18 protein-coding genes are annotated in these 20,979 nt (G+C 69.6%); 12 read left to right on the forward strand and 6 right to left on the reverse strand.

Features of this window, described 5'->3' with window-relative positions; translation table 11 throughout:
• The first annotated feature begins 111 nt into the window (after positions 1-111).
• The gene (locus OHA30_RS27680; protein ID WP_328916596.1) at positions 112-927 is read left to right on the forward strand and encodes a hypothetical protein; all 816 of its coding nucleotides are present in this window, start codon (positions 112-114) and stop codon (positions 925-927) included.
• Positions 928-955: 28 nt separating this feature from the next.
• Here the strand turns inward: OHA30_RS27680 and OHA30_RS27685 are convergent, their stop codons facing one another.
• Both OHA30_RS27685 and OHA30_RS27690 read right to left on the reverse strand, forming a co-directional pair.
• Positions 956-1,579, reverse strand: coding sequence for an NADPH-dependent F420 reductase (locus tag OHA30_RS27685; protein WP_328916597.1), 624 nt, complete (start codon positions 1,577-1,579; stop codon positions 956-958).
• A 33-nt stretch (positions 1,580-1,612) separates the two neighbouring features.
• Positions 1,613-2,347, reverse strand: a complete 735-nt coding sequence (locus tag OHA30_RS27690; RefSeq protein ID WP_328916598.1) for an SDR family NAD(P)-dependent oxidoreductase — start codon at positions 2,345-2,347, stop codon at positions 1,613-1,615.
• 145 nt (positions 2,348-2,492) lie between these two features.
• On the opposite strand from OHA30_RS27690, the gene OHA30_RS27695 reads away from it, so the two are divergent.
• Entirely contained in the window at positions 2,493-3,104 is a 612-nt protein-coding gene (locus tag OHA30_RS27695) for a TetR/AcrR family transcriptional regulator (RefSeq protein WP_328916599.1), read from the forward strand.
• Positions 3,105-3,725: 621 nt separating this feature from the next.
• Here the strand turns inward: OHA30_RS27695 and OHA30_RS27700 are convergent.
• On the reverse strand, positions 3,726-4,241 hold the full coding sequence (locus OHA30_RS27700) for a hypothetical protein (RefSeq protein ID WP_328916600.1): 516 nt from the start codon (positions 4,239-4,241) through the stop codon (positions 3,726-3,728).
• Positions 4,242-5,524: 1,283 nt separating this feature from the next.
• Here OHA30_RS27700 and OHA30_RS27705 point away from each other — a divergent pair.
• The 8 genes from OHA30_RS27705 (at position 5,525) to OHA30_RS27740 (ending at position 14,682) form a co-directional block, all read left to right on the forward strand.
• A complete protein-coding gene (locus tag OHA30_RS27705; protein ID WP_443045117.1) occupies positions 5,525-7,300 on the forward strand; it encodes a fatty acyl-AMP ligase in 1,776 nt (591 codons plus the stop codon).
• A 3-nt stretch (positions 7,301-7,303) separates the two neighbouring features.
• Positions 7,304-9,118 carry an acyl-CoA dehydrogenase family protein gene (locus OHA30_RS27710; protein ID WP_328916602.1) on the forward strand — a complete coding sequence of 605 codons (1,815 nt, stop codon included), beginning with the start codon at positions 7,304-7,306 and terminating at the stop codon, positions 9,116-9,118.
• Positions 9,115-10,842 (forward strand): acyl-CoA dehydrogenase, encoded by a 1,728-nt coding sequence (locus OHA30_RS27715; protein ID WP_328916603.1) that lies wholly within the window; start codon positions 9,115-9,117, stop codon positions 10,840-10,842. The genes OHA30_RS27710 and OHA30_RS27715 overlap by 4 nt, the downstream gene beginning before the upstream one ends.
• Positions 10,843-10,893: 51 nt before the next feature.
• Positions 10,894-11,211: an acyl carrier protein gene (locus OHA30_RS27720; protein WP_405785148.1), complete on the forward strand. Its 318-nt coding sequence runs from the start codon at positions 10,894-10,896 to the stop codon at positions 11,209-11,211.
• Positions 11,212-11,319: 108 nt separating this feature from the next.
• Positions 11,320-11,679: a DoxX family protein gene (locus tag OHA30_RS27725; RefSeq protein WP_328916604.1), complete on the forward strand. Its 360-nt coding sequence runs from the start codon at positions 11,320-11,322 to the stop codon at positions 11,677-11,679.
• Positions 11,680-11,690: 11 nt separating this feature from the next.
• Positions 11,691-13,304, forward strand: coding sequence for a class I adenylate-forming enzyme family protein (locus OHA30_RS27730; protein WP_328916605.1), 1,614 nt, complete (start codon positions 11,691-11,693; stop codon positions 13,302-13,304).
• On the forward strand, positions 13,301-14,161 hold the full coding sequence (locus OHA30_RS27735; RefSeq protein WP_328916606.1) for a hypothetical protein: 861 nt from the start codon (positions 13,301-13,303) through the stop codon (positions 14,159-14,161). Before OHA30_RS27730 ends, OHA30_RS27735 begins: the two co-directional genes overlap by 4 nt.
• A gap of 8 nt (positions 14,162-14,169) precedes the next feature.
• Entirely contained in the window at positions 14,170-14,682 is a 513-nt protein-coding gene (locus tag OHA30_RS27740) for a hypothetical protein (protein WP_328916607.1), read from the forward strand.
• Positions 14,683-14,836: 154 nt separating this feature from the next.
• Here the strand turns inward: OHA30_RS27740 and OHA30_RS27745 are convergent, their stop codons facing one another.
• A complete protein-coding gene (locus OHA30_RS27745) occupies positions 14,837-15,367 on the reverse strand; it encodes a GNAT family N-acetyltransferase (RefSeq protein WP_328916608.1) in 531 nt (176 codons plus the stop codon).
• A 512-nt stretch (positions 15,368-15,879) separates the two neighbouring features.
• Here OHA30_RS27745 and OHA30_RS27750 point away from each other — a divergent pair.
• A complete protein-coding gene (locus OHA30_RS27750; RefSeq protein WP_328916609.1) occupies positions 15,880-16,350 on the forward strand; it encodes a DUF485 domain-containing protein in 471 nt (156 codons plus the stop codon).
• Between the two features lie 2 nt (positions 16,351-16,352).
• The gene (locus OHA30_RS27755) at positions 16,353-18,173 is read left to right on the forward strand and encodes a solute symporter family protein (protein WP_328918018.1); all 1,821 of its coding nucleotides are present in this window, start codon (positions 16,353-16,355) and stop codon (positions 18,171-18,173) included.
• Between the two features lie 110 nt (positions 18,174-18,283).
• Here the strand turns inward: OHA30_RS27755 and OHA30_RS27760 are convergent, their stop codons facing one another.
• Complete coding sequence (locus tag OHA30_RS27760) at positions 18,284-18,976, reverse strand: response regulator (RefSeq protein ID WP_328916610.1); 693 nt, start codon at positions 18,974-18,976, stop codon at positions 18,284-18,286.
• Positions 18,973-20,772: a sensor histidine kinase gene (locus OHA30_RS27765; RefSeq protein ID WP_328916611.1), complete on the reverse strand. Its 1,800-nt coding sequence runs from the start codon at positions 20,770-20,772 to the stop codon at positions 18,973-18,975. Before OHA30_RS27765 ends, OHA30_RS27760 begins: the two co-directional genes overlap by 4 nt.
• Positions 20,773-20,979: the final 207 nt, after the last annotated feature.

Consider the following 20,979-nt stretch of genomic DNA (forward strand, 5'->3'; position numbering starts at 1 on the left):
CTCCTCGCCGACCTCGGGCTCAAGTAGCGCGCCCTCATCGGCCGCGCCGGGGGCGTTTGCACAGTCTCCTTGTACGGCCATGCCGCGCGTGCCGAGGTGAGCAGCAGAGGGGTGTCCAATCCGAGCAGCCTGTGCAGCAGTCTCGCCAAGTCGCTCTCCAGCGGCGGAGACTTCTGGACCACGCAGGTCAGCGACGTACAGGGCGTTGTCCCCGTGGTGTGCGGTGTCCAAAAGGACGGTGTCGTGATCGTGGTCCGCGACAACAACAGCCAGATATTCGGGCAGAGCGTGTGCAGCGCCCTGCTGCAAGGGAGCTGGACTGAGGACGCGGCGGCCGAGGAGGCAGCGCGGCAGCAGGACCAGGCCACCGCGCAGGCCAGCGCCCAAGCCAGTGCACAGGCATCGGCCCAGAGCGCAGCCGAGAACGCGCTCGCCGCACTGCAAGACATCAACCGCCGTTTCACGAACGCCAAATCGGTGCGAGGCGATGTCACGACGGCCGACGCGGACTTGGCCAAGGAGCGTCAGGACGCCAAGGGCGGCAACGGCGACGGCTGCTACAACGTGGAGAACGTGGTCGGCTACGACGCGGAGAACGTCGTGGGCTATGACGTAACCTCCAGTGCCGGCTACGACGTCGATCAGGAGCAGCAGGGGGTTACCGGGATACGAGCACAGATCACCACGCTGCAACAGGCACTGACAGCTCTGACGGCGGTCAGTCTTCCCGCACCGGCCGGAGCAGACGCGGCCATATCGACCGCACAGACGAACAACGCCACTGCGATCGCCACGACCAACAAGGCCATCGATCACCTGAACGCGGACCTCAAGACGGCCTACAACGTCGCCAACTCCCTGGGCACGGGTGACTGCGCCGATAGCGGGCCGGGCGACCTACCGGACGGCCTGTCGCACATCTCGTGACCGTGCCGGTGATCCGTCAACCGTTTGCTCAGACGGGAAGTTCGGTGATGCCGAGGGCGAAGTCCAAGTTCCCCACCCCGTGGTTGGCGAGGCCCACCGTGACCACGCCCGCTCCTTCCAGCCAGTGCGCCATTCTCAGGCCGCCGACGTCCAACGGGCGCAGCCCGAGGCTCTCGATGAACGCCTCCACACTTGCCTTGGCCTGCGCATTATCGCCAGCGATGAAGACGTCGGGCCGGCCCTTCTCCAGGACGTGACGGAAGATGGTGTTGAACGCCTTCACCACGCTGGCGCCGGCCGGGGCCGCCTTGGCGACTTCCTGCGCTATCGAGGTCTCCTGGCGGTGGGCCAGCCCGTCGAACGCGGAATTGAAGGGATTGCTGATGTCGACGATGACCTTGCCCGCGAGAGCGTCTCCGTACTGGGCGACGACCGGCACGACACCGTCGTACAAGAGGGCCACGATGACGATGTCCCCGGCCGGGGCGGTGCCCCATTCTCCTGTCGTGGCGCCGCCACCGAGAGCCTTGGCCAGGTCAGCGGCCTTGGACTGATCGCGGCCCATGACCTCGACGGTGTTGCCGCCCGCTACCGCCCGCGCGCCGATGGTGCGGGCCATGTTCCCGGTGTCGATGATGCTGATGTTGCTCATGAGGTGTCCTGCCCTGGTTGTGTGTTGTTCGGTTCAGATGGCGGTGGTGCCGCCGTCGGCGACGAGTTCCATGCCGTTGACGTAGCTGGAGTCGTCAGAGGCGAGGAAGAGGGCGGCGGTGGCGATTTCGTCGGGGCGGCCCATCTGGCCGCGGGGGATGAGGGACTCGAACTGGCGCTTGGTGGCCTCGTCGAAGAGTTCTTCCTGCTTGGCGGTGGCGACCTGACCGGGGGTCAGGACGTTGACGCGGATGCGGCGGTCCTTGAGCTCGTTGAGCCAGACGCGGGCCCATGCCTGCTGGACGGCCTTGCTGCCGGCGTAGACGCTCCAGCCGGGGAAGGCGCCGAGGGAGGCGTTGGAGCCGGTCATGAGGATGGAGCCGCCGTCGTTGAAGAGCGGGAGGGCCTTCTGGACGGTGAACAGGGTGCCGCGGGCGTTGAGCCAGAACGCGGCGTGGAAGTGGGCCTCGGTGATCTCGCCGAGAGGGGCGGGCTCGCCCACCCCGGCGCTGGCCCACAGCACGTCGAGGCTTCCCTTCTCCCGCTTGACGGTGTCGTACAGGCGGTCCAGGTCGTTCAGGTCGGCGGCGTCGCCCTGGACGCCGGTGACGTTGCGGCCGATCTGCTTCACGGCCTCGTCCAGGGCGTCCTGGCGGCGGCCGGTGATGAAGACGTGCGCTCCCTCGTCGACGAACAGCTTCGCGCCGGCCAGCGCCATGCCGGTGGTGCCGCCGGTGATGACCGCTACCTTGCCGTCGAGCTTTCCCATAGTCGCTCCCTTGGGTCGGTGGTGCCGTGTACACCTGGGGGTGACGGTGTTATGTACACCGCTCTGTGTGCTTACGGTATCGGGCGGGCGGCCGGGACGCAAACTATGTACACCGGTCGTTACCCAGCTGGGGTACCATGGATCCATGACGGAGTTGGAGAAGGGCCCCAAGGGCAGCCGCCGCGGCCGGGGCGCCCGCGAGCGCATCCTCAGCGCGTCCCAGCAACTGTTCCGTGAGCAGGGCATCAACCGAACCGGAATGGACCAACTTTGCGCGGCGGCCCAGGTGTCCAAGCGCACGGCCTACCAGCACTTCACCGGCAAGGACGAACTCGTCGCCGAGTACCTGCGCCGGTTCGACCCCTCCGTTCTGTCCGGCGTGTTCGACCGCACCGACCTCACGCCCCGCGAACGGCTCCTCGCCGCCTTCGACATCCCCCCCACCACCCCCCTGTGCCCCTACATCGCCGCCGCCGTCGAACTCCACGACCCCCAGCACCCCGCATCCCAGTACGCACGCGACTACAAGAAAGCCGTCGCCGCGCGGCTCGCCGACACCGCCCGCGAAGCCGGCGCCGCCGACCCTGAACAGCTCGGCGAGCAGCTCGCGCTGCTCATCGACGGCGCCGCGGCCCGCACCCGGGTCCTCAACGCCGACGCCTTCCCCGCCGCCGCCGCCATCGCCGCCGTCCTCATCGACAACGCCATCCCCGCCACAGCCGGCGATGACCGGCGACGGGAGGAAGTGTCAAGTTGACTTGACACTCCGAGGCCGGGCTGGACGTGGTGCCGGTCGCGCGGCTGCACCCGCTGGTACGCGACACCAGCCGCCCGGCACCTGGCCCGGGCCTGCCGGCTTTTACGGAACTGGCCGCCCGCCCGCTGAAGGCCGCAGCACGCCAGGTCAGCGCGTAAACGGCGGCTCCGCCGCAGGTCAGGACGTTGCCGGATTGGTTCATCACCAACTCCGCCTCCACGCTGGATCGCGCGCGGATCGACGTCTGACCTGCGGGGGAGCGGGCGGGTGGCTCGGTGCTCCTCCTCCGGTCCGCACACGTTCCGCGAACCGCGTTGACGTCACGTCAGCGCGGGGGAGTGGTTACGGCGCCTCCTGGGGCCCGGTGCCGCCCTCGTCGGGGCTGTCCGCACAGGCGCTGTCGACGGTGGCCCGGGTCCGTTCCACTCGGCCCGAGACGTGGACGGCCTCGCACCGCCTTGAGCAGGCAGCCCGCTTCGCCGTGCTGGACCCAGGGCACACCCGGGAACGTATCGCTGATCTGCTCGGCTGCTGCTCCGGCTCCACGATGTCCTGTTCCGCCTCAACGTGTGGCGGCAGTCCATGCGCCGGGCTGACTGTCGCTGTGATCGGGCAGCGGGGTCAGTGGCCGGTCTTGAGGCGCTGGTACTGGGCTTCGAGCAGGGATGTCAGCTGGGCGCGGGAAGGGGATGAGCCGTCCGTGGCGTCGAGTCTGATGGTGATCTGGACATCGCCTTGATAGGTGAACGCGAGGAGCTGGTGGTACTTCGAGCCAGGGATGGTCTGCTCGGCGCCGACGGGGAACGGCTCGTTCAGCTTCAGCGGACGGATCTCGGGCCCGCTGTAATGATGTTGCCGGTAGTACGCCGCAGCCAGGGAGGGACTGCCGAATCGTGCGAGTTTGATGTCGACTTGGACATGGCTGCCGGGCGCACTGTAAGCACGGGAGTAGCCGGTCTTGAAGCCGTACTTCCGGAGCACCGTCGCCGCCGCGGTGGCGTCCGGGTTGTCCACGATGTTCACCGGGGTGAGGAGCTCGCCGTCCGGATCGCCGAGAGGCACGGCGGACTCGGGTATCGGAAGGAAGAAGTAGCGCAGGTCGCCGGTGTGCACGCCGTTCGTCACATGGCCGGTCACCGGCGGAGGCGTGGTCGTTGGGGGCGCAGTCGGCGAGGCGGTGACCGTAGGGGTCGCAGTGCGAGCCTTGACGGTTGGCGCACTCTGCGACTTTCCCTGTGCTGCGCAGCCGGTGATCACCGAGGCGCTCACCACGGCCAGGGTGGCCAGGACGGCAGTCCTCGACCGACGTCCGAAGTGCCTCTGCGTACCGCTGCCTTGCCCCGTCACAAGATCCCCCTGGTGTCTTCCGCTCGTGCGGTGTGCACGGAGGAGTCCTATCACCTGGAGCCCCGGCCACTGGGCGGAGGGGCTCCCGAAGGCGAGGAGCCGGCCGCCCCGCGTGCTGCGCCGGTCCGCGATCAGGCCGCAGCCCCACTGACGCCAGGCCGGCGCGGGGGAGTGATCACGCCACCCCTGGACGCCACCCCTGGGCCTCGGCGTCGCCCTCGTCGGGGCCGTCCGGAAGCGGAGGAGGGGAGGCCGACAGCGAAGGTCCAAGCGAAGGTCCAGGTGCCGTGCCCGGGATCAGTAGTGAGACGGGGCCCTGTGTGTGCGCCGAGTCGGCGCCGTTGCCGGTCGTCAGGCACGAGAGCCCGACGAGCCCGACGAGCCCGACGTCTTCGCAGATCGCGACTGAGCCTCGCAACCTTCGACGACCTGAACTTGCAGCTCGCAGTACCTTTCGGCACCCACAGGCCCGAGTTCGTCGACGGCTGTCCGACCGAGACCGGCCTGATCGTCCGCCCGTCCTGATCCGAGACGAAATCACGCATACAGCTCAGTAGCTGATGTTCCGTCACAGGCATACCAGAGACTACGAAACCCTCCCGTTCGGCCCAAAGCCGTGATGCGTCCTGCGATGCGAGACGACGTCGGCGGGCGTATAGCGGACGAAGTCACCTTGATGTGGTGAGACGCTTACTGGGGTCATAAAGAACAAATCAAACCCCCAATAACGGGTCATAGAGAACAAATCAAACCCCATTGATGGTCGAATTAAGTCGGATTTTAGCAATTCTGGTGTGCTCCTCTCGGGATGCCTAGTAACGTAACCATTGCCAGTCGGCGGGGGCGGTCTGGAAACGGTGGATCCGACTGATGGCAACGGGGTAGGAATCAGCGCTCGACGCAGTGCTCCCCGGGGAATCCATGGGTCGGACGACGTGAATTCATAATCAATTGGAGTGACGCTGTCGTGATCGGTCGCGCCCCGAAATCGGGGGTGATTCGTCTGGTCAGGGCAACGTCTATTGGTCGCTGCCGGCTGGACGTTCGGCCGTAGGCGAGACGTAGATCGGGGGATGGTCTTGCAAAGGCAAGAGAATTTCACTGAGCTTGTACTGCGCCGCGCCGCCGAGCTGTCGGACAAGGACGCGTATCTATTCCTGCCCGGCAACACACCGGGTGTTGTCGCGCAGCGGCTGACCTATGCGGATTTGGACGCCGAGGCCAAGCGGATCGCCTCGTGGCTACAGCAGCACGGCGCGGTCGGCGGGCAGGTGCTGCTGCTTTATCCCTCGGGCCTGGACTTCGTCAAGGCGTTCATCGGCTGCCTCTACGCGGGTTCGGTCGCGGTCCCGGCGCCGCTGCCGGGTGACCAGAACAACCAGTCCGCACGGCTCACAGGAATTCTGCGCGACGCCGAGGTGCGCGCGGTGCTCACCGACTCGGCCAACGAGCCGGGCGTCAGCGCCTGGCTGCGCGAATCGGGCGTCACCGGCGTCAGTGTCATGGCCAGCGACGACCTCGCGAAGGGCGAGGTGGGGGCGTGGGCGCAGCCGCGGCTCACCGTCGATTCGCTGGCATTTCTTCAGTACACCTCCGGTTCCACCAGCGAGCCCAAGGGCGTCATGGTCTCGCACCGGAACCTGATGGCCAATGAGCTCGCCATCTCGCACGCACTCGGCACGCACGAGGGTACCCGCATGGGCTGCTGGCTGCCCGCTTACCACGACATGGGCCTGATCGGGCACATACTCCACCCGCTGTTCGTCGGCGGCTCGGTCGCGCTGATGTCCCCGGTCTCCTTCCTCATGCGGCCGGTGCGCTGGCTGCAGATGATCACCGAGTACCGGGTCACCGTGGGCGGCGGCCCCAACTTCGGCTACGACCTGTGCCTGCGCCGGGTCACCGACGAGCAGTTGGCCACCCTGGACCTGAGCGGCTGGGAGCATGCCTGCAACGGGGCGGAGCCGATCCGGGCGGAGACGGTGCGCGCGTTCACCGAGCGGTTCGCCCCCGCCGGCTTTCGCGCAGAGGCATTCTCCCCCTGCTACGGCATGGCCGAGACCACTCTGCTGATCTCCGGTGTGCCGACGGGCCAGGGCCCCGTCTATCGCACCGTGGACGCGGTGGAGCTGGAGCAAGGACAGCTGTGCGACGCCCTGCCGGGTGGCGGCACCCGGACGCTGGTCAGCAGCGGTGTGGTCGACCCGGCCGACTTCAGCGTGAAGATCGTCGATCCGGACGGCTTCGCCGAGCAGCCCGAGGGGCGGGTCGGCGAGATCTGGATCAAGGGCGCCAGCGTCGCCTCGGGCTACTGGAAGCGCCCCGAGACCAACGCGGAGGTCTTCAACGCCCGGATCGTGTCAGCGGCGGGCACGGATCCGGGCTGGCTGCGCACCGGCGACCTCGGCGTACTGGACGCCGGGCAGCTCTACGTGACCGGCCGCCTCAAGGAGATGATCCTGATCAACGGGCGGAACATCTACCCGCACGACGTCGAGCGCGAGGTGCAGTCCCTGCACCCGGCCTTCCGCGGGGGCGCCGGCGCGGCCTTCTCGGTGGACGACGGCGAGGAGCATCTGGTCCTGGTGCAGGAGATCCGCCGCGCCGCGGTGCAGGACCCGGAGGTGCTGTGCGCCGAAGTGCGCGCCCACGTCCGCCGGGAGTTCCAGGCCAGCTGCAGCGTGCTACTGGTACGCCCGGCCACGGTGCGCAAGACCACCAGCGGCAAGATCCAGCGCTCCCTGATGCGCTCGTTGCTGCTGGAGGACCGACTGGCCGCGGTGCATCAGGATCTGGACAAGCGAGTGGCCAACCTCGCGTCCAGCCCGACAGTCACCTCGGTGGGTTGAGCCGTGGACCACACGCCTTACCGCCTCGCCGAGCAGTTGGAGTGGGATCTCGGCGACCCGAAGGAGCCGGGGACGCTGTTCAGCCACGCCCACAGCCTGGCGCTGGACGAGCAGGAGGAGTTCCCGGCCGCGCTCTGCGCCCTGCTGGACGAACTCGGCCTGCACGAGTTCTACGTCCCTGTCGCCCACGGTGGCCGGCTGACGGACTACGAGCAGCTGGTGCAGCTGATGCGCACGGTGGCCCGCCGCGATCTGACGGTGGCGATCGCCCATGGCAAGACTTATCTGGGCGCGGTCTGCGTCTGGGTGGACGGCTCGGCGGAGCAGTGCCGGCGGCTCGGTGAGGCCATCGCCTCCCGACTGCCGGTCTGTCTCGCGCTGACCGAGCGTGCCCACGGCAGCGACCTGTTGGCCGGCGACGTCGTCGCGGAGCCGGACGCGGCCGCGGGCTATCTGGTCAGCGGGGAGAAGTGGCTGATCAACAACGCCACGCGTGGCAGCCTGCTGTCCGTGCTCTCCCGCACCGATCCGGCGGGCGGCCCGCGGGGCTACTCCGTGCTGCTGGTGGACAAGCGCACACTGCCGGCCGACACGTATCGACACCTGGACAAAGTGCGCACGCATGGCATCCGCGGCGCGGACATCTCCGGGATCGCCTTCGACCGGGCCCCGGTTCCCACCGACGCCGTGGTCGGCGAGGTGGGGGGTGGCCTGGAGACCGTGCTCAAGGCGCTTCAGCTGACTCGCACCATGTGCGTCGCGCTCTCCCTGGGCGCCGCCGACCACGCGCTCGCGCTCGGCTACGACTTCGCCGCCGAGCGCGGCCTGTACGGCCGGTCGCTGATCGATCTGCCGCAGGCGCGCCGGACCCTGGCCGAGAGCACCGCAGACGTGCTGGCCGACGAGGCGCTGGCGCTGGTCGTGGCCCGCGCGGTGCAGACCGTACCGGCGGAGCTCTCGGTCATCGCCGCGGTCACCAAGTACCTGGTGCCGACCCGTACCGAGGCGGTCGTCACTGCGATGACCCGGCTGCTCGGCGCCCGTGCCTTCCTCAAGGTCGTCTACGCCGGCGGACGTTTCCAGAAGGTGGACCGAGACCACCGGATCGTCGGCCTCTTCGACGGCAACACCCTGGTCAACCTCAATTCACTGATCAGCCAGTTCCGCGTGCTGGTGCGGGCCCATGAGCGCGGCACCGGGGATGTGCGGGGAGCAGTCGCCGCGTTCCGCCTCACCGCGCCGTTGCCGCCCGTCGCCCTCGACCGGCTCTCACTGATCTCCCGCCACGGCAGTGGTGTCCTGGCCGCACTGCCCGGCTGCGTCGAGCAGTTGCGCCGCGTCGCCGCGCGGAATCCGGCGGTCGAGCCCGCCCTGCGCGCCGCCGAACGGCTGTTGGCCGTGGTGGACCAGGTGCATGCGGAGATGGCCGAGCTTCAGGAGTCGCAGACCGAGGTGCCGCCGGCCGCCTTCGAGACCGCCCGCCGATTCACGCTGTGCTTCGCCGCAGCGGCCTGCGTCGGCCTGTGGACGCACAGCCGCGTCGACGCGGAGGCGGGCGCGACGGCGCGCCTGTGGCGGGATGCCCTGTGGCTGCGGGCCGCGCTTGCCCGGCTGCTGACCGCGTTGGGCCTGCCCGACGCGGCGGACCCGGAGGCGTTGGACGAAGTGCTCGACGCCGCCGGCGCCTTGCACGCCGAAGGCCGGCTGGTCTCGCTGCTGCCGTTGTCGCTGCGTCCCGCCGGTTCGGCGGGGGACGGAACGGACCGGCCGGCCGCCGCCGTTCACGCTCACGCGCCGGCACGGGGGAGCACATCATGACGACCGGTCAGGAAACGTGCGTGGCGGCCCGGGTCGCCGAACTGAACGCCGCGTTCGGCGATCCCGCCGACCCGGCCAACCCGGTCGGCCATGCCCGGATACTGGAGGCCGACGAGGCCGGCGAGCTGTCCGAGGCCGGCGAGAAGCTGCTGGACGGGTTCGGCCTCAACGCCGAGTTCGTGCCGACGGCACTCGGCGGCCGGTTGGAGCGGATCGACTCTCTGGCGCGGGTACTGCGAGAAGTGTTCCGGCGGGACGTGGCGCTCGGGCTCGGCTACGGCGTCACCTCGTTCATGGCCGCGGTCAACGTGTGGACCGAGGGCGATGAACGGCAGCGGACCCGGCTGGCCGAGATCCTGCTGGGCGGCGGTCGGGCCTCCGTGGCGTACCACGAACTCGCGCACGGCAATGACTTCCTGCGCAACGAGTTCGAGGCCCGGGTGCAGCCGGACGGCTCGTTCCTGCTGCACGGCGCCAAACAAGTCATCAACAACGCCGCGCGGGCGCAAGCCTGGCTGCTGTTCAGCCGCACCGACCCCGCGCCGGGGCCGCGCAGCCACTCGGTGCTGATGGTCGAGCGCGACCAGGTCGCGCCGGAGCGACTGACCGTGCTGCCCCGGTACGGCACCGTAGGCGTGGGTGGCTGCTTCCTGTCCGGCCTGGACTTCGACCGGGCCCGGGTCCCGGAGCAGGCGCTCGTCGGGCAGTTGGGCCACGGCGCCGACCTGGCCCTGCGCTCCTTCCAACTCACCCGCAGCGCGCTTCCGGGAATGGCGCTGGGCGCCGCGGACACGGCACTGCGCACGGTGGTGTCCTTCGCGAGAGGACGGCATCTCTACAAGCGGACCGTGGCTGAGATCCCGCAAGCTCGGGCCACGCTCGGTGGCGTCTTCCTGGATCTGCTCATCAGCGACTGCCTCTGCCTGGTCGGCACCCGCAGCGTGCACCTGTTGCCGGAGGAGGCGAGCGTCTATGCCTCAGCGGTGAAATACCTGGTGCCCATGCTGCTGCAGGAGGCCATGCACGACCTCTCCATCGTGCTGGGCGCCCGTTTCTACGTGCGCGAGGGGGAGTTCGGCATCTTCCAGAAGCACCTGAGGGACCTTCCGGTGCTCAGCCTGGGCCACGCCGGCGCCGCGGCCTGCCAGGCAACGATCATCCCGCAGCTGCCGCGGCTGGCCCGGCGCTCCTGGTTCCAGGCCGAGCCGGCACCCGACGCGCTGTTCGAGCCGCGCGCCGACCTGCCGGAGATTCCGTTCCGTCGGCTCGCCCTGACCGGCGACCGGGACGCCCTGAGCGCCTCGCTGGTCGCCGCCGCGGATGCGGTGCCGGACGGCTCCCCGCACGAGGCGGCCGTGCGCGCGCTGGTGCTGCAGCTCATCGACGAGCTGCGCCGGATCCAGGAGGAGAGCCTCGCGCTTCCGCCGCTGGACCGTACCGCGCTGGCCTCCCCGGCGAGTTTCGCGCTGTCGGACCGCTATGCCGTGGTACTGGCGGGTGCCGCGGTGCTCGGGGTCTGGCACCGGGCCCATGCCCGGGGCGGGGATCCCTTCCTCGCCGACCCGGCCTGGACCGCCGCGGCTTTGGACCGGCTCGTCCGGCGGCTCGGCCGTCGGCCGGCCGCCCTGCCCGCCGATTGCGCCGGGCGGGTTCAGGAGGAGTTGCTGCGCCGCCATGCGGAGCGCCGCAGCTTCGATCTCTACGACACCGCCCTGGCCGGTTGACGGCGCCCGCCGTCCCACGCCAAGAACACCCACTCGGATCTGGAGGAACCTGTGATCGACATACCCGCGGGCAGTTCGGTGCAGCCCCGCCCTGACAGCACATCGCAGCCGCGCACGGCCGAGTCGCTGGCCGGATGGCTGGTCGGCCACGTCGCCGCCTACACCCGGCTCTCCACCGAGGAGATCGACCGGACGGCGCCGCTGACCGACTACGGCCTCGACTCCGTGGCGGCGCTCAGCCTCTGCGGTGACATCGAGGACGAATTCGACCTGGTCGTCGAGCCCACGGTCGCCTGGGACCACCCGACCGTCGAGGCACTGGTCGCGTACCTGCTCGACGAGCTCGGGTCGCAGTCGCAGGCAGCGTGATGGGAAACCCGCCGCCGTCGGCCTGAGCCGCCGCCTTCCGGCCGCCGGACTCCGTCGGGGAGGGTCCCCCGCGGCAGCAGATGTCAACCGACTACAAAGGATACGAGAATGCACCTCCTCCCCAGTACGTCGTGGCCGCAGATTGTGATCGCAGTGCTGCTGGCCTCGGATGTCCTGATGTCCATCCGCCCGCTCACGTTCATTCAGGGCTGTCTCGACGGCGTCAAACTGCCGCGGGACTGGTGGTGGGTGCTCCTCGTCGTGAAGACCCTCGCCATCGTGGGTCTTCTGGTGGGGATCAAGCACGCCGGCATCGGGTTCAGCGCGAACGTCGGGGTGATCGTCTACTTCCTGTGCGCGTCGTACGCGCACATCCGGGCCCGCTTCCTGAAGCAGGAGTTCTGGATCAACTGTCTCGGGTTTCTGGCCCTTGCCATCGCGGCGTTCATCATCTCCTTCGTGGCCTGAGGAAGTGTCCTGTGAAGAAACCACCCAAGAATCTCGGCCTGTTGTTCGACTGGCACGCTGAGCAGTCACGAACCACGAAGCTGATTCTGGACCGACCGTTCGACATCGCCCCAGAGGCCGGCGCCGACTACGACGCCGCCGCGCTGGCCGGTCTGGTGCGGGAGGCGTCGGGCTGGCTGTACGCGGCCGGCGCGCGCAAGGGCGACCGGATCGCCGTCGTCAAGCGCAACCACTTCGACATGATCCTGCTGGCCGCCGCCGCCGCGCGGATCGGTGCCACCGCGGCGACGATTTCGGGAGCGAACTATCCGGAGCACCTGGCGGTGATGCTCAAGCGGCTCGACCCCTCGGTCACCCTGATCACGTCGCAGGTGCTGGAGGAGGCCGATCGCGTCGGGGTGGACCTGACGTCGTTCGGCAGGACCGTGCTGATCGACGGTGCGGCCGCGGACCCGGGAGCCGGCCTGCTGACGATCGACGGGCTGCGGGGCAGTGCCACGCCGACTCTCGACCTGCGGGCGGACGGCGAGTTGATGATGATCACGCACACCTCGGGAACCACGAACACGCCGAAGCTCGTCGCGCACACCGCGGACTCGTGCCGGGCGGGCACCCGGCTGGAGCTCCTGCCGATGCCCCTCGCTGTCAACGGGCCGAAGGACGTCAGCCTCAGCTCGATATCGTTCGCGCACTCCCGGGCCTACGCCTGGGCCATGGCACAGCTGCGGTGGGCCCCGAAGGCCCTCGTCATCGCCAGCAGCCACGAGGTCGAGGACCTGGAGCGGGTGCTGGATCGGGTCCGGCCGACCACGATCGAAGCCACACCGAACGTCTTCCAGCGCTGGGTGCCGCTGGTGCGGCGCCGGCCGGAGCTGTTCGCCCGGGTCCGCTACTACATGAACACCTTCGACCTGATGCACCCCTCGATCGCCCGGCCCTTCGTGAACGCGTCCAAGCGCCGACTCGTGCTGTGGGGGCACAGCTGGGGGCAGAGCGAGGTCGGGCCGATGGCCGGCTTCGGCTACACCCGCGGTCAGATCAACCGCCGTGCGGCCTCAGGCGGAAACATGAACATGATGGGCAACTCCTGGCCTGGGCTGGTGAGTGTCAAGGCCGCCGATCCGGAGACGGGGGCGCCGGTCAAGCACGGCCAGGTCGGCGTCCTGTTCGCGAAGTCCAAGTCGATCTGCGTCGACTATGTCGGCGAATCGGACCGCCACGCGGAGAAGTTGAAGGATTCCTGGTGGAACACCGGCGACGTCGGCTACAAGGACGCCCTCGGCCGGATCCACTTCGTCGACCGCGCGGTGGACGCCATTCCGGGTGGGAGCGCCACGGAGCTGGAGAGCGAGCTGCTCGACCGGATCGAGAATGCGGTCGAGGCGATCGTCCTGACCCGAGGCGACCGCAGCCCTGTCCCCGTCATCAGCCTCGACGGGCCGGATCTCAGCGCCGAGGAGTGGGCCGAGGCGACGCGCGGGTTGCCGCCGCTGGAGGCGCCGGTGTTCATCCCCTGGGACCGCCTCCCTCGGACATCCACATGGAAGGTACGCCGGAAGGAGCTGCGGACGATGGTGTTCGCCGAAAGCCCCGACACCACCGAACTGGAGGAGCGATTCACGTGACACAGGCCCGCGATCCGTACGGCGCCGCACTGGAGTCGGTGCTGTGGAGTGTCCCCTACAACAGTGCGACGCAATATCTGAACTGGTACAACAAGAGCGAGCCCGATCCACGGCACGGAGTGGCGTGCATCTATCAGACGCTCTACGTGGCAGAGCGCGCGACGGCGCTGGGTGCCCCGGAAGCCAGGATCCTGCAAGACCTCCGGCATATCGCGGCGGTCTTCGAGACCGACGGCGACGTCGTGGTTCTGGATCCGTATCTCCTGCACCTGACGCCGATCAGATTCCCGGCGGACGAGGTCCGGCGCGGGCACTCGTCGGTCGAGGTCGACGCGGCGCCGGTCCGGCTGGACGGGCAGGGCGGGGAACACCCCGCCCGCCTCGCGGCGGTGTACCGGTCTTCCGATCACGGCTATCGGATTCGGCTGAGATACTCGAAGTACAGCGTGAAGAAGGGTTCATACTTCCTGAGCCGTCACTTCACGCTTCGCTCCGAGAACCAGTTCGAGTACGCCGACTTCTCGGCCGACATGTCGGCGCTGCTCACCCATCCGGAGCAGAACAGCGTTTCGATCCGAGCCCTGGTGGCCGACACAGCGGTGACCGCCGAGGCGATCATTCCCTTAAAGAACTTCGCCGAACGTGAGTTCTCGGCCGCAGACATCTGGCTCCGGTCGGGCCAGGGCGTCGCGTCCCGCAACGACGCCGACGCGGCCGCGGTCTGGGCAGACCTCGAGCGGGCCACGGGCCTGGAGTGCGCGGATATCGAGGAGCACCTTGTGTCAGCTGCCCAGATTTATCAGAAGATCGCAGATCACCGAACGAGCCTCTTGGACTACTCCCTGCAGGACGTATGACGAATCGAGTGCGTATGGACCTTCGGCGCGTTTTCATCGCCGGCACTATTCAGGGGGCCAATGCGGACCTGCGGATCGACGACCAGGGATATCGCGAGCAGATCACGGCTCTGGTGCGGTCGCGTTTCCCCGAGGCGGAGTGCTTCGACCCGAGCGTTGAGGTCACGCGTCAGCTTGCCGACCCGACGACCCTGTCGGTGATCGGCAAGCTGATCGGCGACGCTCCCCGCGTGCTCGGCCTCGGATCGCTGCCTGCTGAACTGGCCGCATTGCGCGAGACGTTCAACGAGATGACCCGGGAGGCGGCGAAGTGTGACCTCTGTATCGCCTTCCTTCCCGGCCGCACGCTCAGCATGGGCACCGCCATGGAGATGCAGGCGGCGTTCTCGGCCGGCGTGCCGATCGTGGCGGTGACCTCGCTGGTCGACAACCTCGCCGTGATGTCGGTGTCGTCCTGGGTCGCCCGCGATCTGGACGCGCTCGCCGAACTGCTCGATGAACTGCTCGATGAACTGAACTGACCGGGCCGCCGTCGGCCTGCGATCCGGATGCCTGCCGACGGCCGCCCATCAGCTTCGACGCCCACGTCAGACCCCTGTTCCGGCCGATGGACCGGTGCGGGCCCCTGCCGGGTGCGCCGGCGGGCGGCGGCCGCGTTGTGCCGGGGCCGGGGTGTCAGTGGACGCGTTGCGTCAGGAGTTGTCCCGGCCAGGTTCCGTAGTGGAAGGGGTCGGTGCGGGTGAAGCCGTTGCGCTCGTAGAAGGCGATCAGCTCGCCCCCACCGCCCGCCCAGCAGTCGACCCGCAGCAGTTCCACGCCCGCCCGCCGTGTCTCTTCCACGGCATGGGCCAGCAGCGCCGCCCCGATGCCCTTGCCCGCGTGCTGTCGGTCGGAGACCAACAGCCGGACGTACCGCTCGGGTTCCCCGGCCGGCGCGATCGGCATCTCCGGGCTGGGACAGGAGTCCAGCACCAGGGCTCCGACGGGGGTTCCGTCCAACTCGGCCATGTAGGGGGCGCCCTCGGCCGTGTAGCGCTCGATCCGCGCCGCGCCGCCGGGCCTCTGCGAGTACGGCTTCGTGCCCCACTGCTCGGTGTTGCCGCGAGCGTTCATCCAGATCACCGCGGCGTCGAGCATCGCCAGAATGGCCGGTGCGTCGTCGAGGCTGCCTGATCTGATCCGTATGCCATGGGTGGTGTCGTTCATGGCGGAAGCGTAGGCCCCCTGTCGGGTGGCTCCCGGAGGGAGGGCAGCGCGTCGGAGGAAGCCGAATTCGGCACCGAATGCGTGTGTTTGACCGAACTTTTCGGGGGAAAACACCATGTGTACCCACTCACCGCAGCACCACAGCACCACAGTCCCGGCGGCCGTCGCCACCGCCCACCGGGGCCACCACCGGCACCAGCGGTACGGCGTCGCGCGATTCGACGGGCACGGTCGGGGATCGCGTCCGCGCGTACGGCGATGTGCGGACCACGATGACGGATGACGAAGGATGACGAAGGATGACGATGACAAAAGAGGGCGAGGACGAGGAATTTGGCACAGAGTGAGCCCCTGGGGCGGGGATTGGGGCTCTTGGCGGTAGTGATATCGGATACGCGTACCGACACGGATCACCTGATGGGGTGAGGTTTTCGGCTTGTTGGACCTGGATCTTCCCGCTCTGTCCATGATTGGGCATACGGCCGTTCGGCCGGTGGAACGAGGAGAGTTGGGTGGACAAGCACGACGGGGGTGACCCGGTGGCGATGCGGGTCGACGATCCGTGGCAGAACTCGGCGGCGGCCGGCTTATGGTTCCAGGACCAGCCCGCCCCCACACCAGCGCCGGAGGTGCCGCGGCCCACGGCGGCGGCCCACAGGGCGGCGCTCTATCTGGAGGTGCAGCGCAGCGCGGACTTCCGCGAAGTGCGGGAGCGGTACCGGAGATTCGCGTTTCCGACGGTGGCGGTCTTTGTGTGCTGGTACCTGCTGTACGTGGTGGCGGCGACCACCGCGCCGCGGCTGATGGCCCACCGGGTGGCCGGTGAGCTCAATGTGGCGATGGTCGCGGGGCTGGCGCAGTTCGCCACGACCTTCCTACTGACCTGGGCCTATGCCCGGCACGCCCGGCTGCGCCGGGACCGGGCGGCGCTCGACCTGCGGTGGACGCTGGCCACCAGGACCGGTCAGGAGCGGGTGCGATGACTATGGGCATGACGACGGTTCATCAGTCGATGGTCGGATACCTCGCGGACCCGGCGGGGGAGCACCAAGGGCTGGCGATCGTCCTGTTCACCGCCTTCGTGTCGGTGACGCTGGCGATCACCGCGTGGGCGGGGCGACGGCGCAGCTCCTCGGTGGAGTTCTTCGCGGGCGGACGGCTGTTCACCCCGATGCAGAACGGGTTCGCGCTCGCCGGCGACTACATGTCGGCGGCCTCCTTCCTCGGCATCTCCGGGCTGATCGCACTTTTCGGCTACGACGGTCTGCTGTACTCGGTGGGGTTCTTCGTCGCGTGGCTGGTCGTGCTCATGCTGGTCGCGGAGCTGGTGCGCAACTGCGGCCGGTACACGCTGGCCGACGTGCTCTCCGCGCGGATGCGCCAGCGGCCGGTGCGCATCGCCGCCGGGACCGCGTCCGTCACGGTCTCCATCCTCTACCTGGTCGCCCAGATGGTCGGCGCCGGAAGCCTGGTGGGGCTGCTGCTCGGCGGTGAGGGGACCGCGGCACGGACCTGGACGGTGATCGGGGTCGGCGCGCTGATGGTGTTCTACGTGTCCTTCGGCGGGATGCGGGCCACCACGTGGATTCAGATCGTCAAGACCGTGCTGCTGACCGGCGGCGCGATCACGCTCACCGTGATGGTGCTGATCCGCTTCCACGGCAACCTCGACAACCTGCTCAGCTCGGCCGTGAGCGGCAGCGGTCAGGGCAACGCCTTCCTGGCGCCCGGTCTGAAGTACGGCGGCGGCTGGACCTCGCGGCTGGACTTCATCAGCCTCGGCCTCGCCCTGGTGCTGGGCACCGCGGGCCTGCCGCACATTCTGTCGCGCTTCTACACGGTGCCGACCGCCCGCTCGGCGCGGCGCTCGGTGGTGTGGGCGATCGCGCTGATCGGGCTGTTCTATCTGATGACGATCGTGCTGGGCTTCGGCGCGGCCGCCGTCGTCGGCTCGGACACCGTGCGGACCTCCAACGCGGCGGGCAACACCGCCGTGCCGCTGCTCGCCGAGATCCTCGGCGGCGGGGCAGGCACGACCGGGGGGACCGTGCTCTTCGCGGTGGTCGGGGCGGTGGCCTTCGCCACGATCCTCGCCGTCGTCGCGGGCATCACCCTCGCGTCCTCCGCGTCGGTCGCCCATGACCTCTACGCCAGTTGGCGCCGCAAGCCCGCCGAGCCGAGCGCCAAGGCCGAGCGCCGACGCGTCGGGCGGCAGATGACCCGGGAGACGGCGTACGACGACGCTCCGCGCGGTGAGTTCACGCACCACGGGAGCCTCGGCTTCGGGGACTCGACGTACGGCATCCCGCGGCACGAGGAGCCGGCGACCGTCGAAAGCTCGGCGGCGGAAGGCCACATGGAGGAGGACGAGGTGAAGGTCGCCAGGTTCGCCGCGGTCGGTATCGGCGCGGTGGCCATCGCGCTCAGCCTCTTCGCCCAGGACCAGAACATCGCGTTCCTGGTCGGTCTCGCGTTCGCCGTGGCCGCGTCGGCGAATCTGCCCGCGTTGCTCTACTCGCTCTTCTGGCACCGCTTCACCACCCGTGGCGCGGTCTGGTCGATCTACGGCGGTCTCGTACCGGCCATGCTGCTGGTGGTGCTCTCCCCGGTCGTCTCCGGGCGGCCGGACGCGCTCTTCCCCGGCGTCGACTTCCACCTCTTCCCGCTGGAGAACCCCGGTCTGGTCTCCATTCCGCTGGGCTTCCTCGCCGGTTGGCTCGGGACGGTGCTGTCGCCGGAGGGTGCGGACGAGGGCATGTTCGCGGAGACGGAGGTGCGTTCGCTCACCGGGGCCGGTGCCGCGTGAGCCAGGTCTCGTGCGGTCTCATATCGCACAGCGACATATCGCACAGCCTCATACCGTGCAGCTCCGAGCCGTGCGGTCCGGTCGACGCAGTCCTGTGCCGTGCGTGGGCGTCACCCCGAGGGCGCCCACGCGTACAGATGCTCGGGACGGCCGGTGTCGCCGTACTTGAGGGTGAGCCGCAGCCGACCGGCCTGTTCCAGGTGTTTGAGGTAGCGCTGCGCGGTGGAGCGGCTCAACCCGGCCCGTTCGGCCACCTCCTGCGCGGACAGCGGCGCGCCGGCCTCCCGCAGCACTCGGCGGATGAGGTCGGCGGTCGGCGCCGAGTGGCCCTTGGGCAGCGAGGCCGGGGAGGCGGACGCCGTACGCAGCGCGCCGAAGATCCGGTCGACCTGCTCCTGCCCGGCCTCGCCGCCCCCGCTCACCCCGTCCAGGGTCCGCCGCAGCGCCGCGTAACCGTCCAGCTTGGCCCGCAGCCCCGCGAAGCCGAAGGGCTTGACCAGGTATTGCAGGGCCCCGAGCCGCATCGCCGCCTGTACGGTCGCCACGTCGCGGGCCGCCGTCACCATGATCACATCGGCGTGGTGGCCGAGTTGCCGCATCCGCCGCACCAGCGTCAGCCCGGTCTCGTCCGGCAGATAGTGGTCGAGGAGCACCAGGTCGATCCGGGTGCGTTCCAGGGTGGCCAGTGCCTGGGCGGCGGTGTGGGCGCGGGCGGCCACCCGGAAGCCGGGACACTTGCCGACGTAGGCGGAGTTGATCTCCGCGACCCGGAAGTCGTCGTCCACCACCAGGACATCGATCATCGCGCACCTCCCGGCCGTGCGGCGCCGGCCAGTTCGCCGAGCACGGGGTCGCAGAGGAGCGGGCCACCGAGGACGGGATCACCGCGGCCGGGCCCACGGCCCCTGGCCCCGCCGCCCGGACCACTCCCCGCAGGACCACCCATCGCCGGGCCGCTCACCGCCAGTTCACCCATCGCCGCGTCACCCGCCACGCCGGCCCCGGCCACGCCGGCCCCGCCCTCGCCGCCACCCGCGACCGCTTCCGGGAGCACAACGCTGAACACCGCGCCGCCGCCCGCCCGCGCCCCGACCCGGGCCGTTCCCCCGTACCGCTCGGCCAGCCGCCGTACCAGCGCCAGGCCCAGGCCGCGCCCGCGGTGCGCGGGCGACTGCTTCGTGGTCCACCCCTCGGTGAAGATCAGGTCCCGCAACTCCGGGGCCACACCCGGCCCGTCGTCGCCGACCCGCACCACCACCGTGCTCCGCTCCGCCCGCAGCTCCACCTCGACGCCGCTCGTCGCCGCGTCCAGCGCGTTGTCGATGAGATTGCCAAGGACGGTCACCAGGTCGCGCGCGTCCACCACCCGGTCGGGCAGCCAGGTCGCGGCCGAGATCCGCAGCGCCACCCCGCGTTCGGCCGCGATGGCCGCCTTCCCCACCAGCAGCGCCGACAGCAGCGGGTCGTGCACCCGCTCGGCGACCTCCTCGGCCGACGCCCGGTGGGTGTCCGCGACCTCGGCCACGTAGTTCACGGCCTCCTCGTTCAGCCCCAGCTCCAGCAGCCCGAGCAGCGTGTGCAGCCGGTTGGCGTGCTCGTGGTCCTGGGCCCGCAGCGCGTCCAGCAGCCCATGGGTGGAGTCCAGTTCGCGGCCCAGCAGCTCCAGTTCGGTACGGTCCCGCAGCGTCACCACCGCGCCGCCGTCCTGGGTCGGCATCCGGTTGGCGATCAGCACCCGGCCGCCGCTGACGGTGAGCAGGTCCGCGCCCTCCGCCCGCCCGGCCAGGACGTCCGTGGTGCGGCCCGGCGGCAGCAGCTCGTCGAGTGGTACGCCCGCCGTGTCGCCGTGCAGGCCGAGCAGCCGCTGCGCCTCGTCGTTGACCAGCCGCACCCGGCCCAGCCGGTCGAGCGCCACCACGCCCTCGCGGATGCCGTGCAGCATCGCCTCCCGCTCGTCCAGCAGCGCCGCGATGTCGGCGAAGCCCAGCCCGCGGGTGGCCCGCTGCAACCGCCGCGACCCCCACAGCGCCGCCGCCACACCCACCGCGAGCGCGCCCCCCGCGTACTTGAGCAGCCCCGGCACCGCGCCCAGCAGCCGGTTCCGGACGCCGGTGTAGGCGATGCCCACGGACACCGCGCCGACGATCCGCCCTGAGCGGTCCCGCAGCGGCACCTTGCCGCGCGCGCTGCGTCCGAGCGTGCCGCTGTCGATCTGCATGATCTCGCGGCCGGCCAGCGCCACGCTCGGATCGGTCGAGACATGCTCGCCGATCCGCTTGGGCTCGGTGTGCGACCAGCGGGTGCCGTGGGTGTCCATCACCACGATGTAGCTGGCCTTGGTGGCCTTCCTGATCCGTTCCGCCTCGGCCTGCACCGGACCGTGGGGCGAGGGCCGGGACGCGACCAGTTCGGCCGCGATCCGCGGCTGCGCGGCGACGGTCTGCGCGATGGCCAGGGCCCGGCTCATCTCCTCGTCGTCGAGCTGGTGGCTGAGCGGCGCCAGGAAGAGCCCGGTGGCCAGCGCGGTGACGCCGACGGTGATCGACAGCTCCCTCAGCAGTACCTGCGCCGAGACGCGGCGCGGCCATCCGATCCGCATGGTGGGCTCCTCCGGCATGTTCCGGCGCGTGGTCCTCCGGCGGCTCTCCGAAGGCCCGGACGACCGCTCCGGCGGCCGTGCCGTGCACGCAAGGTAAACGCTGCCGCGCGCGATGGGCAGGGGCCGTTTCGCTTTCGTTGCGCGGGCGCGAGCAGAACGAGCAGAAGGGTCGCTTGTGGGCACAAGGCGCCCAGCGCTCACAAGGCT

Origin of the sequence: Streptomyces sp. NBC_00223, from assembly GCF_036199905.1 — a bacterium.
Classification (GTDB): domain Bacteria; phylum Actinomycetota; class Actinomycetes; order Streptomycetales; family Streptomycetaceae; genus Actinacidiphila.